General features: G+C 67.9%; 15 protein-coding genes. 9 read left to right on the plus strand and 6 right to left on the minus strand.

The features are described 5' to 3' along the window. The 7 genes from QFZ61_RS10130 to QFZ61_RS10160 all read left to right on the plus strand — a co-directional run bounded on the left by QFZ61_RS10130 (position 1) and on the right by QFZ61_RS10160 (position 6,168). Entirely contained in the window at positions 1-687 is a 687-nt protein-coding gene (locus tag QFZ61_RS10130; RefSeq protein WP_307035652.1) for a ribonuclease HII, read from the plus strand. A gap of 63 nt (positions 688-750) precedes the next feature. Next, complete coding sequence (locus tag QFZ61_RS10135; protein ID WP_307035653.1) at positions 751-1,077, plus strand: DUF2469 domain-containing protein; 327 nt, start codon at positions 751-753, stop codon at positions 1,075-1,077. 92 nt (positions 1,078-1,169) lie between these two features. Further along, positions 1,170-1,526, plus strand: coding sequence for a YraN family protein (locus tag QFZ61_RS10140; RefSeq protein WP_307035655.1), 357 nt, complete (start codon positions 1,170-1,172; stop codon positions 1,524-1,526). Further along, positions 1,527-3,074, plus strand: a complete 1,548-nt coding sequence (locus QFZ61_RS10145) for a YifB family Mg chelatase-like AAA ATPase (protein ID WP_307035657.1) — start codon at positions 1,527-1,529, stop codon at positions 3,072-3,074. Between the two features lie 58 nt (positions 3,075-3,132). Then, a complete protein-coding gene (gene dprA, locus QFZ61_RS10150; protein WP_307035659.1) occupies positions 3,133-4,320 on the plus strand; it encodes a DNA-processing protein DprA in 1,188 nt (395 codons plus the stop codon). 138 nt (positions 4,321-4,458) lie between these two features. After that, a complete protein-coding gene (locus tag QFZ61_RS10155; protein WP_307035662.1) occupies positions 4,459-5,385 on the plus strand; it encodes a tyrosine recombinase XerC in 927 nt (308 codons plus the stop codon). Positions 5,386-5,664: 279 nt separating this feature from the next. Further along, positions 5,665-6,168: a DUF3145 domain-containing protein gene (locus QFZ61_RS10160; RefSeq protein WP_307035664.1), complete on the plus strand. Its 504-nt coding sequence runs from the start codon at positions 5,665-5,667 to the stop codon at positions 6,166-6,168. A 103-nt stretch (positions 6,169-6,271) separates the two neighbouring features. Here QFZ61_RS10160 and QFZ61_RS10165 read toward each other — a convergent pair whose 3' ends face one another. Beyond that, the gene (locus QFZ61_RS10165; RefSeq protein WP_307035666.1) at positions 6,272-7,318 is read right to left on the minus strand and encodes an Lrp/AsnC family transcriptional regulator; all 1,047 of its coding nucleotides are present in this window, start codon (positions 7,316-7,318) and stop codon (positions 6,272-6,274) included. A gap of 172 nt (positions 7,319-7,490) precedes the next feature. Here QFZ61_RS10165 and QFZ61_RS10170 point away from each other — a divergent pair, with 172 nt between their 5' ends. Together QFZ61_RS10170 and QFZ61_RS10175 are read left to right on the plus strand one after the other, a co-directional pair. After that, positions 7,491-8,720, plus strand: coding sequence for a M20 family metallopeptidase (locus QFZ61_RS10170; protein WP_307035668.1), 1,230 nt, complete (start codon positions 7,491-7,493; stop codon positions 8,718-8,720). A 115-nt stretch (positions 8,721-8,835) separates the two neighbouring features. Then, entirely contained in the window at positions 8,836-9,768 is a 933-nt protein-coding gene (locus tag QFZ61_RS10175; RefSeq protein ID WP_307035670.1) for an ABC transporter substrate-binding protein, read from the plus strand. A gap of 96 nt (positions 9,769-9,864) precedes the next feature. Here QFZ61_RS10175 and fabF read toward each other — a convergent pair whose 3' ends face one another. The 5 genes from fabF to QFZ61_RS10200 form a co-directional block, all read right to left on the minus strand. Then, the gene (gene fabF, locus QFZ61_RS10180) at positions 9,865-11,100 is read right to left on the minus strand and encodes a beta-ketoacyl-ACP synthase II (protein WP_307035672.1); all 1,236 of its coding nucleotides are present in this window, start codon (positions 11,098-11,100) and stop codon (positions 9,865-9,867) included. 189 nt (positions 11,101-11,289) lie between these two features. Beyond that, complete coding sequence (locus tag QFZ61_RS10185; protein WP_091256299.1) at positions 11,290-11,535, minus strand: acyl carrier protein; 246 nt, start codon at positions 11,533-11,535, stop codon at positions 11,290-11,292. Positions 11,536-11,608: 73 nt separating this feature from the next. Then, positions 11,609-12,670: a beta-ketoacyl-ACP synthase III gene (locus QFZ61_RS10190; protein WP_307035675.1), complete on the minus strand. Its 1,062-nt coding sequence runs from the start codon at positions 12,668-12,670 to the stop codon at positions 11,609-11,611. After that, positions 12,667-13,596 carry an ACP S-malonyltransferase gene (locus QFZ61_RS10195; protein ID WP_307035676.1) on the minus strand — a complete coding sequence of 310 codons (930 nt, stop codon included), beginning with the start codon at positions 13,594-13,596 and terminating at the stop codon, positions 12,667-12,669. Before QFZ61_RS10195 ends, QFZ61_RS10190 begins: the two co-directional genes overlap by 4 nt. Positions 13,597-13,684: 88 nt before the next feature. Next, the gene (locus QFZ61_RS10200; RefSeq protein ID WP_307035678.1) at positions 13,685-14,929 is read right to left on the minus strand and encodes a CdaR family transcriptional regulator; all 1,245 of its coding nucleotides are present in this window, start codon (positions 14,927-14,929) and stop codon (positions 13,685-13,687) included. Positions 14,930-14,981 lie beyond the last annotated feature (52 nt).

Genomic DNA, 14,981 nt, shown 5'->3' on the forward strand with positions numbered 1-14,981 from the left:
GTGTCAGAAGCTCCAACCCTCGACTACGAGCGCCGCTTCCGGGGCTCCGGCGCCCGGCTCCTCGCCGGGATCGATGAGGTGGGCCGCGGCGCCCTCGCCGGACCGGTCAGCGTCGGAATCGCCGTCGTGGACCTGCACAAACAAAAGCTGCTCGCTGATGTGCGGGACAGCAAGCTGCTCAAGATCGCGGAGCGGGAGCGGCTCGAGCCGCTGGTCCGCAGCTGGAGCGTCGCCTCCGCCGTCGGCCACGCCTCGGCCGCCGAGATCGACGCCCTCGGAATCATCGCCGCGCTCCGGCTTGCCGGGAACCGCGCGTGGTGCGCGGTGCTGGCGGCCGGCGTTGTGCCCGATGTGGTGCTGCTGGACGGGAGCCACAACTGGCTGTCACCGGCGGCGCAGGCGTCCTTGTTCGACCCGGAACCCGAGGACGCGGGCCCGGACGAGCCGGTCTGCGACGCACCCGTCCACACCCTGGTGAAGGCCGACATGCAGTGCCTGAGCGTGGCGGCGGCGTCGGTGCTGGCCAAGGTCGAACGCGACCGCCAAATGACGGCCCTGCACACCGAGTACCCCGCCTTCGGCTGGAACGAGAACAAAGGCTACGGAACCGCCGCGCACAAGGACGCGCTCCGCGCCGCCGGGCCGACGCCGTATCACCGGGTCAGCTGGCAGCTGCTCAGCGCCTGAACGGAGGCCCGGTCCGGTGGGGCAGTGGCGCATGCCCGGGGCCGGATGGTGCAAGATGGAACCATGAGTGCCGAGGACCTTGAAAACTATGAGACCGACATGGAGCTGCAGCTCTACCGCGAATACCGCGACGTCGCCGGGTTGTTCAGTTACGTGGTCGAGACCGAACGGCGTTTCTACCTGGCCAACCACGTGGACCTCCAAGCCCGCAGCGCCGACGGCGAGGTCTACTTCGACCTGACCCTCCAGGACGCCTGGGTCTGGGACGTGTACCGCTCTGCCAGGTTCGTCAAAAGCGTCCGGGTCATCACCTTCAAGGACGTCAACGTCGAAGAGCTCCCGCGCAGCGAGGAACTGGCGCTGCCCAAGGTTGAGGACCTGGGGAACTAGAATAAGCGCCGGACTTACTCACATAGCCGAAGTTTCCCACATAGCCCGATAGCCCGCCTCGTGCAGGGCGTTCCGCGCCGCATGCTGGAGGCATGAGAGCCAAAGACGCGCTGGGCCGGCGCGGTGAGGACCTTGCCGCCGGCTACCTCGAGGCGCTGGGGATGCGGGTCGTAGACCGCAACTGGCGTTGCCCCGACGGCGAGATCGACATCGTTGCGCTCGACGGCGACGCCCTGGTCATCGCCGAGGTCAAGACCCGGAAATCCCTGGCGTACGGGCACCCTTTCGAAGCCGTCGGGCCGGACAAACTCGCCCGCCTGCACCGGCTGGCCTCCGCATGGTGCCGGGACCATGAGCTGCGAATGCCGCTGCGCCGCGTGGACGTCATTGCCGTACTCGACGACGGCACCGGCGGTCCGGCCATTGAACACCTCAAAGGGGTGGGCTAGATGGCGCTGGGCCGTACCTACTCCGTGGCGCTGGTCGGGCTGAACGGCTACATCGTGGAGGTCGAGGCCGACATCGGCCAGACCCTTCCGGCTTTCGTGATCCTTGGCCTGCCGGACGCCTCACTCAACGAGGCGAAGGAACGGATCCGCTCCGCGGCGCAGAACTCAGGCATCCCGCTCAGCCGCCGGAAAATCACCGCCAACCTGATCCCGGCGTCGCTGCCCAAACGCGGCTCCGGGTTTGACCTGTCCATCGCGATGGCGGTGCTGCTGGCCGCCAACGATGTCCGCCCCACCGGGCGGCACGTATTCATCTCGGAACTGGGCCTGGACGGGAGGTTGCGACCCGTGCGCGGGATCCTCCCGGCCGTTCTGGCCGCGGTCCAGGCCGGCTACCCGGACGTGGTCGTGGCGCACGCCAACGCCGCCGAAGCGGAGCTGGTGCCGGGCGCCCGGGTCCGCGGCTACCGGACCCTGGCCCGGCTGGCGTTCGACTTCGGTGCCGACCCGCAGGACCTGGCCCTGGACTTTGAACCAGTGGACGAAGAACCGGGGGAGGCTGGGGGGAGCCCCCCGCCCGGCGTGGCCCCGGATATGTGCGACGTTTCCGGCCAGAGCGAGGGCCGCCGGGCGCTGGAAGTCGCGGCGGCAGGAGCCCACCACGTGCTGCTGACCGGGCCGCCCGGGGCCGGCAAGACCATGCTGGCCGAGCGCCTCCCCGGCCTGCTCCCGGACCTTGGCGATAGGGAAGCGATGGAAGTGACGGCCATCCATTCGCTGAGTTCGCTCACCGCCGCCACCGTCACCCTGCTGCGCCGGCCGCCCTACGAGAACCCGCACCACACTGCCACCGCCGCCGCCATCATCGGCGGCGGATCCGGCCTGCCGCGGCCTGGGGCTGCCTCCCGGGCCCACCGCGGTGTGCTGTTTCTGGACGAAGCGCCGGAATACGAGCGGCGGGTCCTCGATGCCCTCCGCCAGCCGCTGGAAAGCGGCGAACTGGTCATCCACCGCTCGGCAGGCACAGCAGCCTACCCCGCCCGGTTCCAGCTGGTCCTCGCAGCCAATCCCTGTCCCTGCGGCAAAGCCTCCGGCAAAGGCGTGGACTGCACCTGCACGCCCATGATGCGCCGCCGCTACCTGGCCCGGCTGTCCGGCCCGCTGCTGGACCGCGTCGACATTCAGCTGGAAGTCGAACGCGTCGCCCTGGCCGACTTCGGCCAGCCGCAAGCCGAAGAAGGGACAGCTGACATCGCCGCCCGCGTCCGGAAGGCCAGGCAGCGACAGCTGGACCGGCTGGGGCCTCTCGGCCTGGAAACCAACTCCCAGGTGCCCGGACGGGTGCTCCGCGGACCACTCCGGCTCGCAAGGCCGACCACACAGATACTCGACCGCGCGCTGGAACGCGGCGTCCTGACAGCCCGGGGCTATGACCGCGTCCTGCGCCTGGCCTGGACCCTGGCAGACCTCGGCAACCGTCAGTTCCCCGGCGCCGACGACGTCGGTCAGGCGCTCGGCCTCCGGCAGGCCGCGGCGGCGGCTCGCTGACGCCGGGACCTGTGACAACAGCCAGGACGGAACCGCAACATGAAGAGAGAGCAGCGTCATGACCGAAAACGAGAGGACAGCCCGGGCCGCACTGTCCCGGCTTTGGGAGCCCCAGGACGCGGCTGGCCTGGCACTGGTCCAGATTGCCGGCGCGGAGGATGCGTTGAGGATCGCCACCGGGCAGCTGGCAGCCGGTCCTGGGCTGGAGCAGGAGCTCACGCAGGTCCTGGCGGAGAATGGTGCGGGGGCCGGGTGGACCGGCCTCGGCATGGCACTGAAGCGCTGGGCACCGCGGATTCCCGACTTGGCGCCCGCCCGTGACCTCGCGACTCTGCAGCGCCTCGGCGGCCGCCTGCTCATCCCGACGGACGAGCTGTGGCCGGCCCAGCTCGCCGACCTGGGGCTGCAGGAGCCGATCTGCCTCTGGTGGCGGGGGGTGGAACAGGGACTGCCGGAGGTAAACACGACCGTCGCTCTCGTGGGTTCCCGGGACAGCACATCCTACGGCTCCGCGGTCACCGGCGACCTGGCTTACGCCCTGGTCCAGCGCGGTTTCACCATCGTCTCCGGTGGCGCCTACGGGATCGACGCCCACGCCCATCGGGCCGCGTTGGCCGGTGCAGTCAGCGGCCTGCCGACCATCGCCGTCATGGCCGGGGGAGTGGACCGCTTCTACCCGGCCGGTAACGAGGACCTGCTCCGGGCGGTCGCCGCCCAGGGCGCCGTACTGGCCGAGGTCCCGCCCGGATCGGCGCCGACGCGGTACCGGTTCCTGCAACGGAACAGAATCATTGCGGCGCTGGCCGCTGTCACCGTCGTGGTGGAGGCCAGGTGGAGATCCGGCGCGCTCAACACTGCCCATCACGCTGAAACCCTTGGCCGGGCAGTCGGAGCGGTTCCCGGATCGATCCACAGTGCCAATTCCGCCGGCTGCCACAGACTGCTGCGCGAAGGCGGCGCCGTTTGCGTCACGGACGCCGGTGAAATCGCCGAACTTGCCTCACCGAGTGGTGACTCGATGCCGGAGGACAAGCCCGCCCGCGCCGAGGCCCACGACGGGCTGACCCTGGAAGATCTGATCCTGCTGGATGCCCTGCCGCTGCGGACCACTAGCACTGTTGAGAAGCTGGCAACGGTTGCCGGCCTGAGCCCGGAGTCGGTGCGGGCCGGCCTGGGGCGGCTGGGGTTGCTGGGCCTGGCCGAGTCCCAGCGCGGGGGTTGGAAGCGTGCGGCGAAGGCCGGGTGAGGACCCGCCAAGCTGCCCCGGAACCTGGGCGCGCCGCCAAGCTGCCCCGGAACCACGGCGCGCCGCCAGACTGCCCCGGAACCGCGGCGCGCCGCCAGGCTGCCCGGGCCAGTGCCCAATTGCTGGGAGAGTTGGAGGGTGCCAACACAACAACTGCCCGGAGCGCTCGCCGAAGCCGCACACGGGTTCGGCCGGTACCTCGAGGCGGAACGGGGCCGTTCTGGCCACACCGTGCGCGCCTATCTGGCGGACGTGGGAAGCCTGCTGGCGCATGCGGCGTCGGAGGGCGCTGGGGAGCTGGCCGACCTTGAGCTCGGCACTCTCCGCCGCTGGCTTGGCGCCCAGAGCGAAGCGGGAATGTCCCGTGCGACCCTGGCCCGGCGTGCCGCCACCGCACGGGCCTTCACCGCCTGGGCGGTCCGAGAGGAACTCATTACGGCTGATCCCGCCCTGCGGCTGAAAGCTCCTAAGCGGGAGAAGTCACTGCCCGGGGTGCTGCAGCAGGGGCAAGTCCAGCGGCTTGTCGCCGGGGCGGAGTCCGCGGCGGCGGGGGGTGAGCCGCTGGCCCTGCGGAACCGGGCCATGCTGGAGCTGCTCTACGCGACCGGAGTCCGCGTCGGGGAACTGGCCGGCCTGGACGTCGACGACCTCGACCCGGACCGCCGGACCCTCCGGGTCATCGGCAAGGGCGACAAGGAACGGACAGTGCCGTACGGCCTTCCGGCAGCGCTCGCCGTCGACGACTGGCTGCGCCGCGGGCGACCCGCCCTGGCCGCCGACGGCTCCGGCCCGGCCCTCTTCCTGGGCGTCCGCGGCAGGCGCGTGGACCAGCGGCAGGTCCGCAGCGTCGTTAAAGGATTGCTGGACGGGCTGGGAGACACCGCAGCGACAGGCCCGCACGCGCTCCGGCACTCGGCGGCAACCCACCTGCTCGACGGCGGGGCGGACCTGCGCGCCGTGCAGGAAATCCTCGGCCACAGCAGCCTGGCGACCACCCAGATCTACACCCACGTCTCCGTCGACCGGCTCCGCAAGAGCTATCAGCAGGCTCACCCGCGTGCCTAAATCACCGGGACGCGACTCGCCGGGAACGACGCGCCGAATTGCACTGGCGTAATTAGATCGCGTACGGCAGAATGGGACTCACGCCCGGAAACTTTCAAGTGGTGCTTGAAGCTCGTGAGCAAGTAGCACCTGAGGTCCGGACGTATTTTTGCACCAGACAGTCTTGAAGAAACTGAATAGTCTGGCAGGGCCGACCGCCCTGCACGCGGTTCCGCGCAACAGGCAGACATCCAGGCGGAGGTCGTTGGGGAAGACGTACCTATAGCTATGGAGGATGGAATGTCTGTTGCACTAACCCGTGGTGTCCTGTTCGTTCACTCGGCCCCGACCGCCCTGTGCCCCCACGTTGAGTGGGCCATTGGGTCTGTCGTGGACAAGCGGACGGACCTTGAGTGGACTCCCCAGCCTGCCGCGCCCGGAATGTTCCGGGCCGAGCTGTCGTGGACCGGAACGCCGGGCACGGGGGCTCAACTGGCGTCCTCACTGCGCGGCTGGGCGCACTTGCGCTACGAGGTCACCGAGGAGCCAAGCCAGGGTGTCGACGGCGGCCGCTGGTCGCACACGCCCGAGCTCGGGATCTTCCACGCCGTCACGGACGTGCACGGCAACATCATGGTGTCAGAGGACCGCATCCGGTACGCCTACGAATCCGGTGCCGGTGACCCCTCCGCTGTTTACCATGAGCTCTCCCTCGCACTCGGCGAGGCCTGGGACGAGGAACTCGAGCCTTTCCGGCACGCCGCCGAAGGCGCACCCGTCCGCTGGCTGCACCAGGTGGGCTAGTACCGGTTCCGCCGCTCCACACTCCATAGCAAGCCAAAGAACAGATGGCGGCAGTGTCCTCGAAGGACATTGCCGCCATCTGTCGTTTCGGCGCGGCGGCACCCTACCAGGGTGAGATGGGAACGGTTCCCGTCCGCCGGCCCTCGTCGTCGCACAAATGGCCCATACGCTTAGGCGTGTTCAGCGCCACCATCCTGTGCACCACAGTCAGCGAGGGAAAGTGCCCGCTTGTCCTGGCCTCAAGACGCTGCAGCTCGCCGAGATCACGGACCCAGAAGGTGGCATAAACGTTTGCCGTCCCGGTAACCGCGGCAAGGAAGCGGCATTCCGGCCACGCGGCGAGCACCCTGCAGATCCGGTCCACGTCCGCGGCCGGTGTCTGCGCCAACAGGGAGGCCTGAATCGGCCATCCGGCCAGGGAATGGGCAAGTTCGCAGCGGAACGTCACGATGCCGGAGGAGATGAGCTTGTTCACCCTGCGGCGGACGGTGGCGGTACTGGCGTCGGTGAGGGAGGCAAGTTCGGCCCAGCTGAGGCGCCCGTCGTTCGCCAAGTGCCCGAGCAGAGAGCGGTCCAACCCGTCAAGGTGGTTGACGTAGTTTCCCTGCGTGCGCGACATGGTGCTCTTATTGAGCACATTCAGCTGGTCCTGGTCCAGGGATCGCAGTCTCCAGCGGCTGCCCTCCAGGTACAACGAGGTTGTCAGCAGGATTGATACAGAGATGACTCCGCGGACACCATGGACCTTCTCGGTAAGGAAACGGTCCAGGTCCCTGAGATCGAGGGTCAGTACGTCACAGTTGATGTCGTGGCCGCCGGTGGCGACCTCGATCGTTGCCACCTCCGGGCACTGCGCCAGCTGTTCCACCACGCTGGTGCGCTCAGCGGGCTCCGACCGAATCATCACGTAAGAGATGCACCGGCTCCGGGCGAATTCCGGGCCGAAGGACGCCGTGACCCAGGCGAGTCCGGCTTTCGACAAGCGGTCCCAACGCCGCGCCAGGGTGGTGGCGGTGGTCCCCAACGGCCCGGCCAGGTCGACCCAGCTGGCCCGGGGCTGCAGCTGGAGCGCGTTGACGAGCGCCAGGTCAAGTTCCGCGAAAATGACCGGTTCCTGCACCAAGGACGGCGCAGCGTCTGTTTCTTTCATTTTTGGCCCTGGCATGCGCCAAGTATCACATATTTAACACAGCGCGCCGCTCGGCTCTGCCTTTGCGGGGACGGGCCGGGACAACAACGCTGCGCCGGACTCACCCCGTACCGGACCAGCAGTACACCGTGGACCCTCCGGGGAAAGCTCAACACTGAAAGCATGGATAACCTTGACCGTCTCTGACACCCGACCCACAACGCCCACTCAGGACCTGGCGTCCAGCATGGCCGGTGACCTCGCCGGCTTCCGGCGCGAACTGCACCGCATTCCCGAGCTCGGCAATCACCTTCCGCTTACCCAGGAACGGATCCTGGCCGAGCTGGAAGGTCTCGGGCTCGAAATCAGCACCGGCAAGAAGCTGTCCTCGGTGACCGCGGTCCTACGGGGAGGAGCAGCGCCGGCCTCCGGCGTCAAGCCAGTCGTGTTGCTGCGAGCCGACATGGACGCGCTGCCGGTCGCAGAGGACAACGACCTGGCGTACAAGTCGACGCATGACGGCCTGATGCACGCCTGCGGACACGACATGCACGTCGCCGGACTGCTGGGAGCCGTGCGGATCCTGCACGCGCTCAAGGCGGAACTGGCCGGCGACGTCGTCTTTATGTTCCAGCCGGGCGAAGAAGGTCCAGGCGGTGCAGCGCCCATGATCGAAGAAGGCGTCCTCACAGCAGCCGGGCGGCGGGCGGACGCCGCCTTTGGCCTGCACGTGTTCTCCGCCGCCGAGCCCAACGGTGTCTGGTTCGGGCGCTCCGGTCCGCAGATGGCCGCCGTCGATGACCTGCACGTGCGGTTCACGGGCTCGGGCGGGCACGGCTCACAGCCCCACTTCGCCAAAGACCCCATCCCTGCCCTCTGCGAGGCGGTCACGGCCCTCCAGACCATGGTGACCCGGGCCTTCGACGTGTTCGATCCCGTTGTGCTGACGGTCGGAAGGATCGCCGGCGGAACGAGAGAGAACATCATCCCGGAAGACGCCGTGTTTGACGCCACCGTGCGCAGCTTCAGCGCAGAGTCGCGCATCAGGGAGAAGAGTGTGCGGCTGCTTGAAGGAATCGCCGCAGCCCACGGTTTGAAGGCCGACGTCGACTACCACGAGCTGTACCCTGTCACGGTGAACGCGGCCGCGGAGTACGAGCTGGCACGTCAGACAATTGTGGACATGTTTGGTGAGGACCGTTACCGGGCGATGCCCAACCCGATGCCGGGCGCAGAGGACTTCTCCTTCGTGGCCAACGAGGTGCCCAGCGCCTTCCTGTTCCTGAGCGCGTGCGCCCACGACGACCCGGCCGACGCCGGCTCCAACCACTCACCCCACGCCCTCTTTGACGATGCGGTGCTTCCTGACGCGGCCTCGTGGCTCGCCGAAGTGGCTATCCGCCGGATCAGCCAGGGAGCCTGACCGTAACGGGTGCTGACTCAACCGGTTCGAGCTGCCCGACCACCTGATTAGTCCAGGAACCGCGTCCGATCGTCCGCTGTTTCCGGTATTTTCCCGAAATGAAGGTTGCCAAGAAATGAATGCAAAGCAGTTGAAAAGCGTAAAGGCCACGGCCATCGTTGCCGCGGGATTGATCGCGCTGACCGGGTGCACGTCGGCTTCCGAGTCAAACGGTGCCAGCCAGCCGTCCGGCGGGGCGAGCTTCGATCCGGCGAGCGTCGCCAAGGACGACACGCTGGCGGCACTGGTGCCGGAGGCAATCAGGACCAAGGGCACCCTGGTCGTGGGCTCGGACACCACGTACGCCCCGGCGGAGTTTCTCGCGGCCTCCGACGGCCAAACCCCGGTGGGCTACGACGTCGACATCGCCAAAGCCCTCGGAGCGACCCTCGGCCTGAAAGTGGATGTGAAAACGGCCGGGTTCGACGGCATTCTTCCTGCCCTCGGCCCCAAGTACGACCTCGGTGTCTCGTCCTTCTTCATCACCAAGGAACGCAGCAAGGCAGCCAACTTCGTCAGCTATTTCCAGGCGGGCTCACAGTGGGCAGTCCAGAAGGGCAACCCGAAGAACGTCAACCTGGATGATCTGTGCGGCAAGTCCGTAGGTGTCCAGACCGGCACGTTCCAGGAGGACCCGGACATCTCTGGCCGGAACGCCAAGTGCGTGGCGGACGGAAAGCCGGCCATCAACGTCGTTTCACAAAAGAACCAGACTGACGTCACCACCCGTCTGGTGGCCGGAGGCCTCGATGCCATGGCGGCTGGGTCCATCACCGTCGGCTACGCAATCGCCCAGTCCAACGGCACATTGCAGACTCTGGGCGACGTCTATGGAGCGTCGCCGGTGGGCATCGCAGTAGCCAAGAACAACCTTCCCTTGGCGGACGCGGTCTCGCAGGCCATGAATAAACTCATCAAGGACGGCTCGTACAAGAAGATCCTGGATGCCTGGGGTACCGGCACCGGTTCCATCGCCAAGGCGGAGGTCAACCCGGTAGTCAACAAGTAACGTCCGTGGCCTAGCCAAAGTACAGATGGCGGCAATGTTCTCGAAGAACATTGCCGCCATCTGTCATTTCGCGCCGCCGGGTCGGCGCTGCTTTGGCTAGACGCTGCGGATAGCGATTACGGCGTTGTGGCCGCCGAAGCCGAAGGAGTTGCTCAGCGCCACGATGCTGCCGCCGGGCAGTGCACGCTCGGAGGTGACGACGTCGAGCGGGATGTCCGGATCCTGGTTCTCCAGGTTGATCGTGACCGGCGCCTTGCGGTCGTGCACCGCCAGCACCGTCAGGACGGCTTCCACGGCGCCGGAAGCACCCAGCAGGTGGCCCATCTGCGACTTGGTGGCCGAGACGGCGACGTCGTCCACGTGCCCGCCCAGCGCTGCCTTCAGGGCGGTGTACTCGGGCTTGTCGCCGACGGGGGTGGAGGTGGCGTGCGCGTTGACGTGCACCACGTCCTCGGCCTGGATCCGGCCGTCAAACATGGCAGCCTTCAGGGCGCGGGTGGCGCCGAGGCCTTCCGGGTCCGGAGCGGTGATGTGATAGGCGTCGGCGGTCACCGAGGTGCCGGCCAGTTCCGCGTAGATCCGGGCGCCGCGCGCAAGGGCGTGCTCCTCGGCTTCGAGGACCAGCGCGCCGGCGCCTTCACCCATGACGAAACCGTCACGGTCGCGGTCGTAGGGGCGGGAGGCGCCCTCGGGGTCGTCGTTACGGCGCGAGAGCGCCTGCATCGAGGCGAACGCGGCGATCGGCATCGGGTGGATGGCCGCCTCCGCGCCGCCGCAGACGACGACGTCGGCCTTGCCGGAGCGGATCAGGTCCAGTCCCATGTGCACCGCTTCGGTGCCGGACGCACAGGCGGAAACAGGGGTGTGGGCGCCGGCACGGGCGCCCAGGTCGAGGCTGACGGCTGCAGCGGGGCCGTTGGGCATCAGCATGGGCACGGTCATCGGCAGGACGCGGCGGGGGCCCTTTTCGCGCAGGGTGTCCCAGGCGTCCAGGAGGGTCCAGACGCCGCCGATGCCGGTGGCGAAGGCCACGGCCAGACGGTCGTGGTCGATCTCGGTGATGCCGGCGTCGGCCCAGGCCTCGCGGGAGGCGACCACGGCAAACTGCGTGGACGGGTCCATGCGCTTGGCTTCGACCCGGCTTAGGACCTCGGTCGCGGGGTTGGAGGCGCGTGCAGCGAAGTGCACCGGCAGCTCGAATTTGGCCACCCAGTCATCCTCAAGCGTGTGCGCGCCGGAGACGCCCTTCAGCGCGTTCTTCCACATTGTGGGGACATCGCCGCCGATGGGCGTGGTGGCACCCAGACCGGTGATGACTACTTTGCGTGCCATGGGATCACTCTTTCGTCGGTGCGCCTGCCGAGTCCGGTGCCTGAAGGCGGCCGGGGCCTGCGTAGGAAAAGCTCGGTGGTCATGAAAACTAGGGGTTTGGTGGTGGTGCTCCGGTCCGGGACGCCGGTACAGCGCCCCGGTCCGGCCACAGGTCCGGCCTAAGGAAGCCGGAGCCAAGCTCAGCGGGTATTAGGCCTGGGCGTTGGCGATGAAGCTGACGGCGTCGCCGACGGTCTTGAGGTTCTTGACCTCTTCGTCCGGGATGCGTACGCCGAACTTTTCCTCGGCGTTGACCACGATGGTCATCATCGAGATGGAGTCAATGTCCAGGTCCTCGGTGAAGGACTTGTCCAGCTCAACGGCCTCGGGGGCGAGGCCGGTCTCTTCGTTGACGATCTCGGCCAGGCCGGCCAGGATTTCTTCGTTGTTAGCCATGGATGGCTCCTTTTTCTTGTAGTTGCCGCCGGTGACCGGTCAAGGCCAGCAGCGGAGGGAGTGCGGTGGCCGCCTACGGAAGCACAATCACCTGGGCGCCGAAGACCAGTCCGGCCCCGAACCCAATCTGCAGGGCCAGTCCACCGCTAAGTTCCGGGTGTTCCTGGAGCAGGCGGTGGGTGGCGAGGGGGATGGAGGCTGCCGAAGTGTTGCCAGCTTCGGCGATATCCCGGGCGACCACGACGGTCTCCGGAAGCTTGAGCTTCTTGGCCATCTCATCGATGATGCGCATGTTGGCCTGGTGCGGGATGAACGCTGCGAGGTCGTCCGCGGAGATGCCGGCTGCGTCGAGGGCCTGCTGGGCCACCTTGGCCATTTCCCAGACCGCCCAGCGGAAGACCGTCTGGCCGTCCTGGCGCAGCGTGGGCCACAGGGCTGCTTCCGTGACCGCGGCCTCGCCCTCGCTGAGGGCCGAGTCGTGCTTGCCGGCCAGGGAGAGCTCACGGATGTTCAGCATCGAGTGCGTCATCCCGATGGCATCCCACTTGCTGCCGTCCGAGCCCCACACGGACGGGCCGATGCCGGGGGTGTCGGAGGGGCCGATCACGACGGCGCCTGCCCCGTCGCCGAGCAGGAAGGAGATGGTGCGCTCCGTGTTGTCGATGACGTCGGAGAGCTTCTCCGCGCCGACCACCAGCACGTACTTCGCCGCTCCGGAGCGGACCAGCGCGTCGGCCTGGGCGATGCCGTAGCAGTAGCCGGCGCAGGCGGCGGAGATGTCGAACGCGGGTGCCGGGGTGGCGCCGAGACGGTCGGTCAGGCTGGCGGCGGCCGACGGCGTGGCGTACGGGTGGGTGACGGTGGAGACGATGACGGCCCCGAGTTCAGAGGCTTCGATGCCGGCCTTCTGCAGCGCCTCGCGGGCTGCGCCTTCGGCCATGTCGATGACGCCGATGTCAGCCGGGGCGCGGTGCCGGGTGATGATGCCGGTGCGCTGCCGGATCCACTCGTCCGAGGAGTCGATCCACTGGCAGACGTCCTCGTTGGTGACGATGACGTCGGGCCGGTAGGCTCCGACGCCCATCACCCGCGTGTTTTCCTGCAGGGGAGCCTGCTTCAGAGTAGGAGTGCTCATTTCCCTCCCTCCAATTCTGCGAATAGGGCCAAGGCATCGGACAAGTCATCCGGGGTCTTGACGGTGACAGTCTTCACACCCGGCATGCCGCGCTTTGCCAGGCCGGCCAGCGTTCCGGCCGGGGCCAGCTCGATCAGGCCGGTTACGCCGCGCTGCACCAGGGTGTCCATGCAGCGGTCCCAGCGGACCGGGCGGGAAACCTGGGCGATCAGGCTGTCAACGGCTGAACCGCCGTCGGTCACCTCGGCGCCGTCGAAGTTGGAGAGCAGCGGAACCTGCGGGTTCCGCGGGTGCAGCGAGGGCCGCAGCGCCTGCAGGGCCGCGACCGCGGGGGACATGTGCGCCGTGTGGAACGCGCCGGCGACCTTGAGCGGGATCACGCGGGCCTTCGCCGGCGGTTTGTCTGCCAGCGCCTTGAGCTGCTCCAGGGTGCCGGCGGCAACCGTCTGGCCGGCTCCGTTAACGTTGGCCGGGGTCAGGCCACAGGCTTCGATCGCGGCCAGTACCTCTGCCGGGTCTCCGCCCACGACGGCGCTCATGCCGGTGGGGGTGGCCGCAGCGGCGGCGGCCATGCCGTTGGCGCGTTCCCGGACGAAGGTCATCGCTTCGGTTTCGGTCAGGACGCCGGCCAGGGCGGAGGCGGTGATTTCACCGACCGAGTGCCCGGCGAGGATGACCGGGAGGGCGCCGAGCTCGACGTCGAAAAGGGACTTGGCGGCAACGAGTCCGGCGGCGACGATCAGCGGCTGCGCGACGGCGGTGTCCTTGATGGTCTCCTCGTCGGAGGTGGTGCCGTGGGCGGTGAGGTCGATACCTGCTATTTCGCTAAGGGAGGCCAGGTGGCCTGCGACGGAAGGCAGTTCCAGCCAGGGGGCCAGAAAACCAGGGGTCTGGGAGCCCTGTCCAGGGCAGACGATTGCAAGCACGTATCCAGCTTTCCAAATTGCCGCGTGATTCATCGGTACTTTCATGCACCAAGACCACTGGGTCAGGTTGTAGGAAGTCTACAACGGGTCAGCTGTTGTTACGGGACGGGTTGCGTTCCACTGCGGGCCTTGGCGGGGCCGAGAGCCGGCCGACCACCAGGGCCGCCTGGAGCACGAAAGCCTCCCGCGGGATCAGCGGATCCCAGCCTGTCACATCGCAGACGCGCTTGAGCCGGTACCTGACGGTGTTGGCGTGGACGAAGAGTTCGCGGGCCGTCGCCTCGAGCGAGTGTCCCAGTTCCAAGTATGTTCCGAGCGTCTCTACCAGCCCGTTCGAGGCGGCGAGCAGGGGCCGGTATATGTTTTTGACCAGGGACCGGCGGGCGGCGTCGTCGCCGGAAATCACCCGCTCCGGCAGCAGGTCATCTGCGGCCACGGGGCGCGGCGCCGAGGGCCACGCGCGTGCCGCGGTCAGTCCGGCGAAGGCGGACTGGGCGGAGCTGCTGGCCTCGAGCAGCGAGCTTGCCTCGGCCCCGTAGACCACCGGGCCGGGGGCGAAGAGGTCGCTGAGTTTCTGGCAGGCCGTTTCCCGGTCCTGCACCCCGCCCAGGATCAGGATCAGCCGGTCGCCCTGGATGCCGACGAGGGCGTCCTCGGCGAAGCGGCCGGCGGTGCGGCGGAGTTCGCTGACGTAGGAAGCGTTGGGTTCCGACGGCGAGTTTCCCACCATCACGGTGAAGCGTTCCTGCGCTTTCCAGCCCAGCGCCGCGATCCGGGAGCGCAGCGCGTCGGTGTTTTCGCCGCGCAGGATCGCGTCGACAATGAGCGCCTCCAGCCGGGTATCCCACGAGCCGCGGGTTTCGGCGGCGCGGGCGTAGACGTCGGCGGCGGCGAAGGCCACCTCCCGGGAGTAGCGCAGCACGGCCTCGCGCAGGGCAGCCTGGTCGGCCTCGGGCGCGATGATCGGCACCTGTTCCTCCACTACCTCGACAACGATCCGGATCAGTTGCAGCGCTTTTTGCAGGCTGATTGAGCGGGTCAGCTCCGTCGGGGCGGTGCCGAAAACGTCGGACAGGATCCAGGAGGGTGAGCTGGGCCGGTCGAACCAGGTAACGAAGGCCGCGATGCCGTTCTGCGCGACCATGCCGAGGGCCGAGCGTTCGTCGGAGTTCAGCCGGCTATACCAGGGCAGCGACTTTTCGAGCTGCCGCAGCGTGGTGGTGGACAGTTGGCCCACGCTGGACCGGAGCTTTTTCAGCGTCTCGGCCTTCTCCGGGGTGAGGGCCCGCGCGGACGGCTGGCGTTTTGCGGGAGTGGTGGTGGGCTCTGCCATGTCAACGAGCATACGGCGCCTGCAGGCCAAGCTCCATTTGTGCAAAGGCTAC

Origin of the sequence: Arthrobacter sp. B3I4 (assembly GCF_030816855.1) — a bacterium.
GTDB lineage: Bacteria > Actinomycetota > Actinomycetes > Actinomycetales > Micrococcaceae > Arthrobacter.

Coding starts and splice junctions, on each gene's coding strand:
- QFZ61_RS10135 (WP_307035653.1), top strand. CDS start 751: ATGAGTGCCGAGGACCTTGAAAACTATGAGACCGACATGGAGCTGCAG.
- QFZ61_RS10140 (WP_307035655.1), top strand. CDS start 1,170: ATGAGAGCCAAAGACGCGCTGGGCCGGCGCGGTGAGGACCTTGCCGCC.
- QFZ61_RS10145 (WP_307035657.1), top strand. CDS start 1,527: ATGGCGCTGGGCCGTACCTACTCCGTGGCGCTGGTCGGGCTGAACGGC.
- dprA (WP_307035659.1), top strand. CDS start 3,133: ATGACCGAAAACGAGAGGACAGCCCGGGCCGCACTGTCCCGGCTTTGG.
- QFZ61_RS10160 (WP_307035664.1), top strand. CDS start 5,665: ATGTCTGTTGCACTAACCCGTGGTGTCCTGTTCGTTCACTCGGCCCCG.
- QFZ61_RS10165 (WP_307035666.1), bottom strand. CDS start 7,318: ATGAAAGAAACAGACGCTGCGCCGTCCTTGGTGCAGGAACCGGTCATT.
- QFZ61_RS10175 (WP_307035670.1), top strand. CDS start 8,836: ATGAATGCAAAGCAGTTGAAAAGCGTAAAGGCCACGGCCATCGTTGCC.
- fabF (WP_307035672.1), bottom strand. CDS start 11,100: ATGGCACGCAAAGTAGTCATCACCGGTCTGGGTGCCACCACGCCCATC.
- QFZ61_RS10185 (WP_091256299.1), bottom strand. CDS start 11,535: ATGGCTAACAACGAAGAAATCCTGGCCGGCCTGGCCGAGATCGTCAAC.
- QFZ61_RS10190 (WP_307035675.1), bottom strand. CDS start 12,670: ATGAGCACTCCTACTCTGAAGCAGGCTCCCCTGCAGGAAAACACGCGG.
- QFZ61_RS10200 (WP_307035678.1), bottom strand. CDS start 14,929: ATGGCAGAGCCCACCACCACTCCCGCAAAACGCCAGCCGTCCGCGCGG.